Origin of the sequence: Streptomyces capoamus, assembly GCF_014654935.1 — a bacterium.
GTDB lineage: Bacteria > Actinomycetota > Actinomycetes > Streptomycetales > Streptomycetaceae > Streptomyces > Streptomyces capoamus.
Window position 1 is genome coordinate 516,689 of record NZ_BNBF01000001.1, and the last position, 13,781, is coordinate 530,469.

Sequence of the window (13,781 nt, forward strand, 5' to 3'; positions counted from 1 at the left end):
GCCAGCACCCTCGCCGACGTCAGCCGTGTGGTGGTCACCGCGCTGCGGGAACCGCTCGGCGCCGATCGTGTGGCGCTCGCGGAGCTGCAGGACGAGCGGCTCACCGTCACCGTGCTCGATCCGCCCGAACCCGCCGCCTGGCCGGAGGCGTGGCGCCGCGAATGGCGCGCCCAGTGGCCCGAACCGGCCGTCGCCGCCCTGCCCACCCTGCGGACGGCACTGCGGGACGGACACCCGTGCCTGTGGCCGGCCGGCGCCGCCCTCGAACCCGGGCTCGCCGGCGTCGGCCCCGGAGGCCTGGCCGTCCTGCCGCTGCCCGCCAAGGGCCGGCCCGTCGGCGTGTGCCTGATCGGCTGGGACCGGCCGCACGCCTTCGCCCCCGAGGAACGGTCCCTGCTGACGGCCACCGCGGCCCTGATCGGACAGGCCGTCAAACGCGCGCACGCGCACGACGCCGAGCAGGAACTCGCGACGATGCTCCAGCGCAGCCTGCTGCCCCGGCGCCTGCCCGAACTCTCCGGCGGCACGGCCGTCGCCCGCTACCTGCCCGCCCGGCGCGGGCTGCAGGTCGGCGGCGACTGGTACGACGTCATCGCCCTGTCCGAGGACCGGGTGGCCCTGGTCATCGGCGACGTGCAGGGACACAGCGCCGGAGCGGCGACCATCATGGGGCAGATGCGGACGGCGGTGCGCGCGTACGCGGTGGAGGGACACCCGCCGGACGTGGTCGTCTCGCACGCCAACCGGCTCCTCGTCGGCATGGAGACCGACCTGTTCGCCACCTGCTGCTACGCCGAGCTGGACATGGAGGAGGGCAACGTCCTGTTCGTCCGGGCCGGACACCTCTCCCCGCTGATGCGGCACCCCGACGGCAGCGCCGAGGAGGTGCGGGTCGAAGGCGCGCTGCCGCTTGGGGTCTCCGCGGACGCGGAGTTCCCCATGACCGCCGTCGCGCTGGCCCCCGGCACGCTGCTCGCCCTGGTCACCGACGGCCTGGTCGAAGCCGCCGACCTGCCCCTGGACGACGGAATGCGGCGCACCCGCACCGCGCTCGCCGCCGCCGACCCCTCCGATCCGGGGCGGGTGGCCGACATGCTCCTGGGTGACGCCGGCCGCCGCGAGGACGACGTCGCCCTGCTGCTGCTCCGGTACGACGGCATGGAGACCCGGCCCATCCGCGCCGGCTGGGCGGTGTGGCGGCTGCCGGACGCCGTCATGCACGCCCGCCGCTTCACCGCGCGCACGTTGCGCCGGTGGCACGTCGAGGAGGTGGCGGACGCGGTGCTGCTGGTGGTGTCCGAACTGGTCACCAACGCCCTGGTGCACACCCAGGGGCAGGTCCACGTCGACCTGATGCTCCGCGGGGACCGGGTGCGCGTCAGCGTCAACGACTCCTCGCCGCGCGCCCCCGCCAAGCCGGTGATCGTGGACTGGGAGTCCACCGGCGGCCGGGGGCTGATGCTGGTCGAGGCGGTGTCGGACTCCTTCGGTTCGGTGCCGGTCGCCAGCGGCAAGCAGGTGTGGAGCGAGATCGTCGTACCGCCCCGGGAGCCGTCCCGCCCGGACCCGGGGCCGCCGGCGGACCGGGGCGACCTGCCATGAGGGTTCGTGCGCGGCCCGTGGTCGCCGCGCTCGTCGCGGGGCTCCTGACCGTTCCCGTGGCCGCCTGCCAAGGGCGCGGGGAGAGCCACCCGGACGGCTTCACCGTCGGCCTGCTGCTGCCGGGCCGGGCCCTGCCCCGCTGGGAGCGGTTCGACAAGCCGCTGATCGAGAAACGGCTGGCGGAACGGTGCCCCCGCTGCCGCGTGGAGTACGCCGACGCCGGCAACGACCCGACGAGACAGCGGCAGCAGATGACCTCCATGATCACCAGGGGGGTCAGGGTCCTGATCCTCGACGCCGCCGACACCCGGGCACTGCGCTCCTCCATCGAGGAGGCGCACGACGCGGGCGTCCCCGTCGTCGCCTACGACCGGCTCGCCGAGGGCCCGGTCTCCGGATTCGTCAGCTTCGACGGCGCGCGGGTCGGCCGGCTCCAGGCCGAGGCCCTCCTGACGGCCATGGGCGACAAGGCGCACGGCGGGAACGTCGTCATGATGAACGGCGATCCGGCCAGCCCGAACGCGGCGTGGTTCAGAAAGGGCGCGCTGTCCGTCCTCACCGGCAAGGTCAGGATCGGCAGGTCCTACGACACCCCCGGCTGGAGCACGGAGAACGCCCACGTCAACATGTCCGCGGCCATCGCGGCCCTGCGCCCGGAACACATCGACGGCGTGCTGGCCGCCAACGATGCCATGGCCGCGGGCGTCATCTCCGCCTTCAAGGGCGCCCACGCCCGCACACTGCCTCCCGTCACCGGACAGGACGCCGACCTCGACGCCGTACGACGCATCGTCAGGGGCGAGCAGTACATGACCGTCTACAAGCCCTTCCGGGCGGAGGCCGACGCGGTCGCCGCGATGGCCGTCAGCCTGGGACGCGGCGGCGATCCGCGCGACCTCGCCACGACGGCGGTCGACAGCCCGACCACCCGGCACATCCCGTCGGTCCTGCTGACACCGCGCGCGGTGACCGCCGGCACCGTCCGGCAGACGCTGGTGAAGGACGGCGTGTACACCATGGACCAGATCTGCGGCCCGGTGCCGCGAGGCCGGCCCCCCTGCTCGGCCAACCGCCCCCACACGTGAGCAATTGAAGCCGAAACAGCAGACGTTGGGCCGAATGGCGTACTGCGCGAACCTCTGTTTGCCTGGAATTGAGGCAACCGCGAGGCCTGTGACGGCAGGAACGCGAGCGCTGACTCAGCACCGACCAAGGAGCAGGCCATGTCCGAACCGCATGCCCAGGAGAACGAGGTCGAGGTGGACCCGACGACCGACACCGACGAAGAAGCGCTGGACCGCGCCGTGACCAGCCGGCTCGTCGCCGATTCCGAGAACCGGGCGAGCATGAGCGAATCACGCCCCGGCAACGGCCCGGTGAGCCCCGCACAGCCCGAGAACGGCCGCCCGGTCGCACGCAGGCAGCCGACACCGGATTAGGAGAGAGACATGTCGCTGACATTCAGCAACGCCTCCAGCAAGACCCTCTGGGCGATGGTCGAGTGGTCTTACCCCAACTGCCCCGACGGCGGCGAGTGGATGAAGAAGGGGTGGTGGCAGATCGAACCCGGCGGGACCGCGGTCGTCTACGGCGGCGACGTCCAGGCGGTGAACCCGATCTGGTACTGCTACGCGCACGCGGCGGACGGCACGGAATGGCGGGACCGCTACCAGGAACTGGTTCCGTCCCGCGCCTTCGCATGGTGCACGGACACCGCGGACTCCTCGTCACGGACGATCCTGATGAACGAGATCGTCGTGAGCCGGCCCGACCACGTGCACACCTTCCTGCCCTGACGGGCCCTTCAGGGGGCTACGCACGCAGGAAGTCGATGAGAGCCTCGTTCACCTCGCGCGGGCGCTCCTGCTGCGTCCAGTGTCCGCAGCCGGCCAGTTCCAGCGGCGCACGCCGCAGGCTGGGCATCAGATCGGGGAGCCGGGCGATGAGTTCGGGGGTGCCGGGGAAGGCGGGGACGACGTCGCGGTCGCCGTAGACGTATAGGGCGGGCGGGGTGACGACGGCACCCTGCCAGGCAGCGGTCAGTTCCCAGTTGCGGTCGAGGTTGCGGTACCAGTTGAGGGCTCCGGTGAAACCCTGGGCGAAGCTCTCGGTGAGCGCGTCCAGATCGTCCTCGGAGAACCAGTCCGGCAGCACCTCCGGGTCGGGCATGGTCGCGAGCCAGCCCCGCTCCGGGTCGACCAGTGGCTGCTTGCCGGCACCCGCGTCGGGGGAGTCCCCGGAGCCCCAGTAGAAGATCCTGCGCAGCGTGGTGCGCGGGTCCGCGGCGAACTCGGCGTCGGCGACGCCGGGGCGGCTGAAGTAGTTCCAGTAGAAGCGGCCGTCGAACCGCTCGGCCATGGCGGCCAGCGGAGGCCGGGTCCCGCGGAAGGGCGGCGGCACGCTCAGCCCGGCCACCCCGCGCACCAGGTCCGGGCGCAGCAGCGCCGTGTGCCAGGCGACCGGCGCGCCCCAGTCGTGCCCCACGACGTACGCCTTCTCCTCGCCGAGGGCGTGGACCAGCCCGACGACGTCGCCGACCAGGTGCAGGATGGTGTACGCGTCGACGTCCTCGGGGTGGTCGCTGCGTCCGTAACCCCGCTGGTCGGGGGCGACCACGCGGAAGCCCGCGTCGGCCAGCGGGCCGAACTGGTGCCGCCAGGAGTGCCAGGACTCGGGGAAGCCGTGCAGGAGCACGACCAGGGGGCCGCTGCCCTGTTCGGCGATGTGCAGCCGGATGCCGTTCACGTCGACCATGCGATGTTCCACCATGCGCACGAGCGTACGCGCGATGATCATCGAACCCCCGGAACCCCACCGGTTGCTGGAGGCGGGCGGCCTCCGGGGTGCTCGGTCCGCACCTTCGGGCGGTCGCCGCCCGAGGTACGCGCACGGCATCACGGCTCCGTGTCCGGGAGCAGCAGCACGGTGTTGACGACACCGCCCGCCGCGGCGTTCACGGGTGTGACGGCCGGGTCCGCCTCGGGATCCGGGTGGCGGACACAGGCCCCCGCGACCCGGCCGTCCAGCAGGAACGGGGAGAGCACGAAGGGCACCCGGGCGGCCGTCCGGGCGCCGTCGCGAGCGCGGAAGTGCATCCGGGTGCGGTCCGGTACGAGCCGGCGCTGCAGCACGAGCGTCTGCTCGCGCGAGCGCCGCGACAACAGGTCGAGCCAGTCCCGCGCCGCGAGCCGGTGGCCCGCCGCGAAACCGGCGCCGCCCCGGCCGCAGGAGGGCTTCACGACGAGACCGGCCCGCTCCCGCACCGCGTGCGCCAGGACGGCCCGGCGCAGCTCAGGGGGCTGACCGGGGCCCAGCCACGCCGTCCACGGCACATGCGCGAGGATCAGTTCGCGGTCCGCGGGCGCGTACAGGTCGAGGTCCTCGTGCATCCAGGCCAGCACCTGTTTGGCGCTCAGCAGGCACGCGGCCTCGGGGACGAACAGCCGCACGCCGCCGGCCAGCACGGCGGCCCGCAGGACGGCGGCGGCTCCACCGTCGGCCAGCACCGGACTGACGAACTGGTTGAACACGACGTCGACGCGGTCGTCCCCGGCCCACAGCCCGTCGGCGCCGCCACGGACCTCGGACAGGTCCGCGACGGACACGTCCAGTCCCGCCGCCAGGGCGGCTTTCGCGGCCGGCCGCAGATAGCGGCGCAGCGCCCGGGTCCCGTCCAGCTTCGCCGCGATGCCCGACACGGCCCGCCAGGTGGGGACCAGCGCCCGGCCGCCGCCCGGTACGACCCCGGCCAGGCAGGCCGCCCGCGCCCGCAGGGTCGACGGAGGCTCGACCAGCACACCGTCCCGCCAGCGGCGGGCGAACGCCGCGCTCCGCCGCTCCAGGCCGGGGACGCCGTAGATGTTGGGGCCGACGTTCAGCTCGACGAACCACGGCGTACCGCCGACCACCAGCGCGTCGGGACGGGCCAGGCGCAGCAGCGCGGCGGACAGCGGCTGCGACGGGTCGAGCAGCCGCAGGTCGCGGTGGTCGTGCAGGGCCCGGTACAGCTCGCCGGCGGTGGAGGCCCGGCGCCGGCACGCGAGCAGGGCGCACCGCAGCACATCCGCCGCCAGCGCGCCGAACCGGTAGTAGGCCGCTTCGGAGAACACCAGCGGGCGCAGCGCCTCCCAGCGGCCCGGCAGCGCGTCCGCGATCCACCAGTCGGCCTCGGCGCCGCGGCGCAGCAGCTCCGAGCGGGCCCCGCCCGGCAGCCGGGGCCACAGGTCGTGCAGGGCCGCTCCCGAGCCGCTCCGCGCGTACGCGTCCATCGGTTCCGACGGTAAGCCGGTGCGCGGCACCTTTCATCCCGGCCCCACGGCAGCGCCGGCCGTCGCCCAGTAGAGTGCGTCCCCGTCGAGCCCGGCCCCCGAGGCACCGGGCGGCGACCCGCGCCCGACCGCACCCGCCCTCGGGCCGCCACCACTGCCCAGGAACGGATCCGGACCCGCATGCACGTACTGATCCTCGGCGGTACCGCGGAGGCCCGTCGTCTCGCCGAACTGCTCGACCGGACGGCCGGGTTGAGGCTGACCAGCTCCCTCGCCGGACGGGTCGCCGGACCCCGGGCCCTGCCGGGCGGGACCCGGGTCGGCGGGTTCGGCGGGGCGGAGGGGCTGACGGCGTGGCTGCGCGAGCACGCGGTCGACGCGGTCGTGGACGCCACCCACCCCTTCGCCGCGGCGATGAGTTTCCACGCGGCCCGGGCCGCTGCCGCCGCCCGCATCCCCCTGCTGGCCCTGCGCCGGCCCGGCTGGGCCCCCGTTCCGGGCGACCGGTGGCACGAGGCGGACTCGCTGGAGGAGGCCGCGCGGGCGCTGCCCGGACTCGGCCGGCGCGTATTCCTGACCACCGGGCGGATGGGCCTGGCCGCCTTCGCGGGCCTGGACGAGCTGTGGTTCCTCGTCCGGTCGGTCGACGCACCCGAGCCCCCGTACCCGTCCCGCACGGAGGTGCTGCTGGACCGGGGGCCCTTCACCCTCGACGGGGAGCGCGACCTGCTGCGGCGCCACCGCATCGACGTCGTGGTCACGAAGGACAGCGGCGGAGCGGCCACCGCGCCGAAGCTCACGGCCGCGCGGGAGGCCAGGCTGCCCGTCGTCGTGGTACGCCGGCCACCGGCTCCGCGCGGCGTGCCCGTCGTACCCGACCCCGAGGGCGCGGCCCGGTGGGTCCGCGAGCGCCTGGCGGCGGGACCGCCTTCACACCGCTGAGCCGCGCCGCCACCCGCATCGGACGGCGGGGCGACCGGGGCGCGTCCGCGCGGTGTCGCGCCGACGCGCCCGTCCCGTCACTCCTCCTCGCTGGCGATCGCGTTGACCGCGGCGGCGGCGATGGCGCTGCCGCCACGCCGGCCGCGGACCACCAGGTACTCCAGTGCGGACGGGTGCGCGGCCAGGGCGTCCTTGGACTCGGCGGCGCCGACGAAGCCGACCGGGACACCGATGACGGCGGCGGGCCGGGGAGCGCCTTCCTCGATCATCTCCAGGAGGCGGAACAGGGCGGTGGGCGCGTTGCCGACGGCGACGACCGCGCCCTCCAGCCGGTCCCGCCACAGTTCCAGCGCGGCGGCGCTGCGCGTGGTGCCCAGCCGCGCGGCCAGTTCCGGGACGGCCGGGTCGGACAGGGTGCAGAGCACGTCGTTGCCGGCGGGCAGCCGCCTGCGGGTCACCCCGCTGGCCACCATCTGCACGTCGCAGAGGACCGGCGCCCCGGCGCGCAGGGCCTCACGGGCCCGGGCCACCACCGCGGGGGTGTGGGCCAGGTCCCGTACCAGGTCGACCATCCCGCAGGCGTGGATCATGCGCACCGCGACCTGGGCGACGTCGGCGGGCAGTCCCGCGAGGTCGGCTTCCGCGCGGATGGTGGCGAAGGACTGGCGGTAGATCGCCGCGCCGTCCTTCTCGTAGACGTGGGTGGTCACGGTGCTCTTCTCGCTGCTCTCGGTCGTCTCGCGGCGCCTGGGGCGGTCGGCGCCGGCACGGCGGCGAGCATACCCACCCCCGGATGCGCAGCACCCTTCGGCGCCCGGAGGTCAGCCCCGCCACGGACCGGTCACCGCGAACGTGGTGCCGGGCGTGTAGCAGTTCACGAACATCGTCCCGCCGTCGGGCGAGAAGGTGACACCGGCGAACTCTCCCCACTCGGGCCGCTCGGGCGTCCCGATGTTCTGGCGGCCGCGGGCCACGGCGTACACCTCGCCCTTGCGGGTCACGCCGAACACGTGCTGGGCGCCGTTGCCGTCCTCGCACACCATCAGGCCGCCGCCGGGCGCGAGGCAGATGTTGTCCGGGGACTCGCCGGGCAGCTGGACATCGGTGTCCGGGCCGAACACGACCACGAGGGTCAGCCGGCGGTGCCCCGGGTCGTAGCGCCAGATCTGGCCGTAGTGGTCGGCCGCGGAGCCTTCCGCGCTGCGGGCGAAGGACGACACGAAGTACACGCAGCTGCCGCCCCAGTAGCAGCCCTCCAGCTTCTGTGCGTGGGTGATGCCGCCGGGGCCGTAGTCCTGCAGCCGGGTCGGGGTGGCGGCGGCCAGCGGATCGGGTACGTCCACCCACTCGATGCCGTCGAAGCGTGTTCCGGTCTCCTGGACGGTGGACAGGTCGGGTACGCCGGGCACCCGCATGGCCTGAAGGCGGCCGCCCGCGCGCAGTGAACCGACACCGCCCAGCGGCTTGGCGGGGAGGAAGCGGTAGAACAGACCGAACGGCTCCAGGAAGGCGTCCTCCGTCTCGTAGACGGTGCCGTTGCGCGGGTCGATCGCGATCGCCTCGTGCTGGAAGCGGCCCAGCGCGGTCAGCGGGACGGCGCCGGTGCGGTGCGGGTCGGTGGGGTGGACCTCGAAGACGAAGCCGTGGTCCTTAACGTAACCGTTGGTGCCCGCCCTGTCCTCGGTCTCCTCACAGGTCAGCCAGGTGCCCCACGGGGTGTGGCCGCCCGCGCAGTTGACGGCCGTACCGGCGACGGCGACCCGTTCGGACAGCACGCGGTGGTGCGCGTCGAGCGTCAGGGCCGTACAGCCGCCCTTGCCCGCCGGGTCGTAGGTGAGGCCGTCCACGGTCGGCACCGGGATCTGCGCGGTGGCCCGGTTCTCGTGGTTGCGGACGAGGTGGGTACGGCCCCCTCGGCCGCCGAACGCGGCCATGCCGTCGTGGTGGGAGGGGACCGGGCCCTCGCCCGAACGGAGTTGGTCGCCCTCGCGGGAGAGCACGGTATAGCGGAAACCTTTCGGCAGATCGATCAGCCCGTCCGGATCGGGGACGAGCGGGCCGTAGCCGGTGTGACCCAGGTTCTGTGCGGCGGCGGTGCCCGCGAAGAGCTCGGACAGGGCCCCGGTGAAGGCGATGCCCGCTCCCAAGGCGCTCGCGGTGGCCAGGACCTGACGGCGTGTTGCAGACATGCGGCAGCGACCTTCCTGCTGGCGGACAGGAACTGTGACTCCGCCGTGTCTATCACCTGGTACGGGCCGCGGGAACCACGCGCGCAGCCGTGTCACCTCGCCCGCGGGACGACCGGCCGGCCCCGGTCCCCCGTCCCCGTCGCCCGTGGGGAGACCGTGCCGCCCGGCACGCCGGCGCCGACGGCCGGTCGGGAAGCGCGCGGGCCGTCAGCGGGCGGTGATCAGCGGGGTCCGCCCGGCTCCCGGCGGGCCGGACGGGGCCACCTGTTCGTGTGCGGCGCCGAGGCGTGTCACCGTGGCATCGAGGGCCTGTGCCACGGGCACCGTGGCCCGGCGGAAGGCGGTGAGCCCGATGACGGAACTGCCCCTGGTCGTGGGAGTGGACGGATCCGAGGCCAGTCTGACGGCGGTCGACTGGGCGGTGGACGAGGCGGCCCGCCACGGGCTGCCGCTGCGGCTGGTGTACGCCTGCCTCTGGGAGCGCTACGAGGACGGCACCGCGCCGGCGGGCGGCCGGGAACCCTTCTCGGAGCGGGCGCTGGCCGAGCAGATCGTCGCCTCGGCGGCGGCCCGGGCCCGACGGCGGTCCCCGGACGTCACCACGGCCACCGGGATCGTGCCGCAGGAGGCGGTGACCGCCCTGCTGAGCGAGGGCGACAAGGCCTTCGCCGTGGTGACCGGAGCACGCGGCCGGGGCGTGCTGAAGGACCTGCTGCCCGGCTCGGTCGGGCCGGCCGTGGCCGCCCGCGCCCGCTGCCCGGTCGTCGTCGTCCGCGGGGACGGGGCCGGTCTGGCCGGCACCCACCGGCGCGTCCTGCTCGGCGCCGGGGAGCCGGACACCGCCGGCGATGCCGTGCGCTTCGCCTTCCGGGAGGCCGAGGCACGCGGCTGCGTCCTGGACGTGGTGCGCGCCTGGCACCGCCCCGTGTACGGGGGCGCGGGCCGTCCGCCGCCCGGCGCGGACACCGCGCACCGGCACGAGCGGGAGGCGGCCGAGCTGCTGGACGCCCTGCTGGGGGACGCGTCCGCCGGCCGTCCGCGGGTCCGGGTGGACCGTACGACGCCGGAGGGCCACGCGCGGAAGGTGCTCGTGGACCGCTCGGCCGCCGCCGACCTGGTCGTGGTCGGCGTCCGCCCCCGGCACGGCCGTGCCGGACACCCGCTGGGCCGGGTAGCGCACGCCCTGCTGCACCACGCCCTGTGCCCGGTGGCGCTCGTGCCGCGGCGGTGACCGGCCGCCGCGCACGTCGGGGGGCCCCGCGGTGGCTGAACACGGCCCGCCTGGGCCCTCATCCTGTGCGAGGGCAGACCGCGCGACAGCCTCCCGTACTCCGCCCGCGCGCTCGCCGCGGCCCGGCGGTCCTGTGACACCGTGCAGCAGGCGTGGGCGCACCAGTAAGCCTCGTGGGCACCGCAGTCCATCGAGGTCTCCCGGCAGATCCTGACCCGGCTCGACGGCACCGGCGGCCGCGTGGAACCCCGTATCGCGGTCTTCACCCGGGCCGACGCGCCATGTCGTCCGGCGAGGCCGGGCGCGGGGGAGACTCCCGCGACGCCAGGGAGTCCCCGCGAGAGGACCGCCTGCCGGCCGGCCGCATGGTTCGTCCCCGGTCCCGCGTGGGACTCCTGACAGGGGCGGACGAACCCCGAAGGGAGGACGGGCACAGGCCGGCCCACGGGAAGCCGGCTGCCGGCGGCACCGCCCGGCGGCGTGCGCACCGGCGACAGAGCAGGAACCCCCGGCCCGGCACGAGACGCGAAGGGCCGCCGACCCACTGGAGGAACGCCGTGTGCCGTCTCTTCGGCCTCAGCAGCGCCCCCCGCCGTACCCGCGCGACCTTCTGGCTCCTGGACGCCCCCGACAGCCTCAGCCGGCAGAGCCACCGGGACCCCGACGGCACCGGCCTCGGTCACTTCGCCGCCGACGGCACCCCGCGCGTCGACAAGTCCCCCATCGCCGCCTACCGCGACCGCGCCTTCGCCGAACAGGCCCGTGAGGTCGAGTCCGCCACCTTCATCGCCCACGTGCGTTTCGCCTCCACCGGAGGCCTGGACGTCCGCAACACCCACCCTTTCGAGCAGGACGGGCGGCTCTTCGCGCACAACGGGGTCATCGAAGGCCTGGACGCGCTCGACGACCACCTGGGCGAGGACCGGTCACTCGTGCACGGCGACACCGACTCCGAGCGCTTCTTCGCCCTGATCACCCGGGAGACCAGGCGGCACGGCGGGGACGTCACCGAGGGCATCCGGCACGCCACCCGCTGGATCGCCGGCAACCTGCCCGTCTACGCCGTCAACCTGATCCTCATCACCCCCGAGGAACTGTGGGCGCTGCGCTACCCGGACACCCACGACCTGTACGTCCTCGAACGCAGGGCGGGCGGCGAGCACGGCGACCGGCACCTCGACCACAGCGGCACCCACGGTCGCCTGCGCGTCCACTCGTCGCACCTGGCCGAGCAGCCCGCCGTCGTCGTCGCCAGCGAGCGCATGGACGACAACCCGCACTGGCGCGGGATGGAGCCCGGCGAACTGCTGCACGTCGGCCCCGGCCTCCGCACCACCCGCCGGATCATCCTCCCGGATCCGCCGGCGCACCGGCTCACCCTCGACGAGATGCACCCGGACGCGGCCGCCTCCCAGCGGGCCGCCTGACGGCGCCGCACCCCGCCCGGGGCCGGGCCCTCCGCGCCGGTCCGGTGCAGGGTTGACGAAGCCCCAGCGCCGGGCCACGGCCGAGACGGTGGGGGTCACCCGCCCGCGCCGGGCCAGTTCCCGGCCGCACGCCTCCGGCCGCCGCCGCTGGACGAGCCGGCTCACGGTGATGCCCTCGCCCTCGAAGAGCCGGTGCAGGTGGCGGACGGACATGTGGTGCGCCCGGCCGGACACTGCGTAGCAGGTGCTCGCGGCCGCCGTCGGGCTCCCGGTGGGCCTGACGGCATGCGTTCCCCGGGCCGGCCGTACGCCTCGTCCCGCCGCACCAGCCAAGCAGCGGCCTCCCCGTGGCCACCAGGAAGGAGACAGGCAGAAACGGACGGACGCAGTGCCGCTCGGTCCCGCAGCCGGTGCACCCGTGAAGGCCCCTGGCACGGGAGCCGACCGTCCCTTAATCTAGGTAGACCTACCTACCTAGTTATCCGGACGACCGAGGAGATGGTTGTGACCACCGCGGAGAGCGGCCGGCGACGGCCGGCCAGGGAGCGGCTGCTCGCGGCCGCGGCCCGCCGTTTCTACGCCGACGGCGTCGCGGCGACCGGCATCGACACGATCACCGCGGAAGCCGGCGTGGCGAAGATGAGCCTCTACAACAACTTCGCCTCCAAGGCCGACCTCGTCCGGGCCTACCTCGACGCCCGGCACGAGGAGTGGCTCGGCCTGTACCGGGCCCGGCTGGAGGGCGCCCGGACCCCGCGCGACGGCGTCCTCGCGGTCTTCGACGCCTACGCCGACCACGCCGCGTCCGCCTACGAGCGCGGCTTCCGCGGCTGCGGCCTGCTGAACGCCGCCGCCGAGCTCCCCGCCGGGGACGCGGGCCGGGCGGTGGTCCGCGCCCACAAGGAGGAGGTCGAGCGGCTGATCGCCGGGCACCTGCGGGAGCTGCTGCCCGAGCGGCCCGACGAGGCGCGGGCGACGGCCGAGCACCTCGCCTTCCTGCTGGAGGGCGCGATGGCCCGCGCCGGCCTGGAGGGCGACGGCGACCGCCTGCGGCGCGCCCGCCGCCTGGCGGCGGACCTGCTGGACCGTCTGTGAAGCGGCCCGCCGGCCCCGGCCGGTCAGCGGGTACCGGCGCCCTGTGCGTCCTGGCCGCCTCCGTCTTGTGGGGCACGACGGGTACGGCCGCCACCTTCGCCCCCGAGGCCGGTCCGCTCGCCATCGGCGCCGTCGCCATGGGCCTGGGCGGACTGCTCCAGGCCCTCGCCGCCGCCCCGCAGCTCGTCCGGCAGCTGCCCCGCCTGCGCGGGCGGCGCGGCACGGTGCTGCTCGGCGCGGTCTCGGTGGCCGTCTACCCCTTGGCGTTCTACAGCTCCATGCGCCTGGCCGGGGTCGCCGTGGGCACCGTGGTGTCGATCGGAACCGCCCCGCTCGCCTCGGCACTGATCGAACGCGTCGTGGACCGCCGCCGGCTCACGCGCCGCTGGACGACCGCGGCCGCCCTCGGCCTGCTCGGCACCGTCCTGCTCTGCGTGGCCGAGACCGCACACGCCGTCGACGGCACGGGACCGGCCTCCGTGGCCGGCACGCTGCTCGGCGTGGGCCTCGGCCTGGCCGCCGCGGGGACGTACGCCCTGTACTCCTGGGCCGCGCACCGTCTCATCAGCGGCGGCCTTCCCTCCCGCGCGGCGATGGGCGCCGTCTTCGGGCTCGGCGGACTGCTCCTGCTGCCCGTCCTGCTGGCCACCGGCGCGCCGCTGGTCGGCTCCTGGTCCCACGCGGCCGTCGGCGCCTACATGGCGCTGGTCCCCATGTTCGCCGGGTACGTCCTGTTCGGCCGGGGCCTCGCGCGCGTGCCCGCCAGCACCGCGACCACCCTGTCCCTGCTCGAGCCGGCCGTCGCGGCCGTCCTCGCCGTCCTCGTCGTCGGCGAACGCCTGCCCGCCGTCGGCTGGACCGGCATCGCCCTCGTCATCGCCTGCCTGGCCGTCCTCACCACACCGTCGCCGGCCGCCCGCCGCCGGCGCGGGCGGTCCGGGGAGGCGCCGGGAGACGACGCCCGCGACACGGCGCAAAGCCGTCCGCCGTCCCTCGACCCGGCCGGGCACGGCGGCTGACGGAGCCG

13 protein-coding genes and 1 pseudogene are annotated in these 13,781 nt (G+C 75.1%); 9 read left to right on the forward strand and 5 right to left on the reverse strand.

What is annotated here, in order from left to right; all coding sequences use genetic code 11:
- From IE312_RS38555 to IE312_RS02305, 4 genes are all read left to right on the forward strand, one after another.
- Positions 1-1,602, forward strand: a 1,602-nt coding sequence (locus IE312_RS38555; protein WP_229898910.1) for an ATP-binding SpoIIE family protein phosphatase, incomplete at its 5' end; no start/stop codon positions are given.
- Positions 1,599-2,687 (forward strand): sugar ABC transporter substrate-binding protein, encoded by a 1,089-nt coding sequence (locus IE312_RS02295; RefSeq protein ID WP_189977746.1) that lies wholly within the window; start codon positions 1,599-1,601, stop codon positions 2,685-2,687. The genes IE312_RS38555 and IE312_RS02295, both read left to right, overlap by 4 nt.
- 138 nt (positions 2,688-2,825) lie before the next feature.
- Positions 2,826-3,041, forward strand: coding sequence for a hypothetical protein (locus IE312_RS02300; RefSeq protein WP_189977747.1), 216 nt, complete (start codon positions 2,826-2,828; stop codon positions 3,039-3,041).
- 9 nt (positions 3,042-3,050) lie between these two features.
- Positions 3,051-3,398, forward strand: coding sequence for a DUF1036 domain-containing protein (locus IE312_RS02305; RefSeq protein WP_189977748.1), 348 nt, complete (start codon positions 3,051-3,053; stop codon positions 3,396-3,398).
- Between the two features lie 16 nt (positions 3,399-3,414).
- On the opposite strand, the gene IE312_RS02310 is transcribed toward IE312_RS02305, so the two are convergent.
- On the reverse strand, positions 3,415-4,371 hold the full coding sequence (locus tag IE312_RS02310) for an alpha/beta fold hydrolase (RefSeq protein ID WP_189977749.1): 957 nt from the start codon (positions 4,369-4,371) through the stop codon (positions 3,415-3,417).
- A 125-nt stretch (positions 4,372-4,496) separates the two neighbouring features.
- Positions 4,497-5,870: a hypothetical protein gene (locus tag IE312_RS02315; RefSeq protein WP_189977751.1), complete on the reverse strand. Its 1,374-nt coding sequence runs from the start codon at positions 5,868-5,870 to the stop codon at positions 4,497-4,499.
- A gap of 180 nt (positions 5,871-6,050) precedes the next feature.
- On the opposite strand from IE312_RS02315, the gene IE312_RS02320 reads away from it, so the two are divergent.
- Positions 6,051-6,812, forward strand: coding sequence for a cobalt-precorrin-6A reductase (locus tag IE312_RS02320; protein WP_189977753.1), 762 nt, complete (start codon positions 6,051-6,053; stop codon positions 6,810-6,812).
- Between the two features lie 77 nt (positions 6,813-6,889).
- Here IE312_RS02320 and IE312_RS02325 read toward each other — a convergent pair whose 3' ends face one another.
- Positions 6,890-7,522 (reverse strand): precorrin-8X methylmutase, encoded by a 633-nt coding sequence (locus tag IE312_RS02325; RefSeq protein WP_189977755.1) that lies wholly within the window; start codon positions 7,520-7,522, stop codon positions 6,890-6,892.
- Between the two features lie 111 nt (positions 7,523-7,633).
- Positions 7,634-9,001, reverse strand: a complete 1,368-nt coding sequence (locus tag IE312_RS02330) for an alkaline phosphatase PhoX (RefSeq protein ID WP_189977757.1) — start codon at positions 8,999-9,001, stop codon at positions 7,634-7,636.
- A gap of 352 nt (positions 9,002-9,353) precedes the next feature.
- On the opposite strand from IE312_RS02330, the gene IE312_RS02335 reads away from it, so the two are divergent.
- The gene (locus tag IE312_RS02335) at positions 9,354-10,232 is read left to right on the forward strand and encodes a universal stress protein (protein WP_189977759.1); all 879 of its coding nucleotides are present in this window, start codon (positions 9,354-9,356) and stop codon (positions 10,230-10,232) included.
- A gap of 557 nt (positions 10,233-10,789) precedes the next feature.
- On the forward strand, positions 10,790-11,659 hold the full coding sequence (locus IE312_RS02340; RefSeq protein WP_189977761.1) for a class II glutamine amidotransferase: 870 nt from the start codon (positions 10,790-10,792) through the stop codon (positions 11,657-11,659).
- Between the two features lie 45 nt (positions 11,660-11,704).
- Here IE312_RS02340 and IE312_RS44635 read toward each other — a convergent pair.
- A pseudogene (locus IE312_RS44635) lies at positions 11,705-11,881 on the reverse strand (helix-turn-helix domain-containing protein); the annotation flags it as partial.
- A gap of 276 nt (positions 11,882-12,157) precedes the next feature.
- Between IE312_RS44635 and IE312_RS02350 the strand changes: the two are divergent.
- Positions 12,158-12,754 (forward strand): TetR/AcrR family transcriptional regulator, encoded by a 597-nt coding sequence (locus IE312_RS02350; protein ID WP_189977763.1) that lies wholly within the window; start codon positions 12,158-12,160, stop codon positions 12,752-12,754.
- On the forward strand, positions 12,751-13,773 hold the full coding sequence (locus IE312_RS02355) for a DMT family transporter (protein ID WP_189977765.1): 1,023 nt from the start codon (positions 12,751-12,753) through the stop codon (positions 13,771-13,773). Before IE312_RS02350 ends, IE312_RS02355 begins: the two co-directional genes overlap by 4 nt.
- The last annotated feature ends 8 nt before the right edge of the window (positions 13,774-13,781 follow it).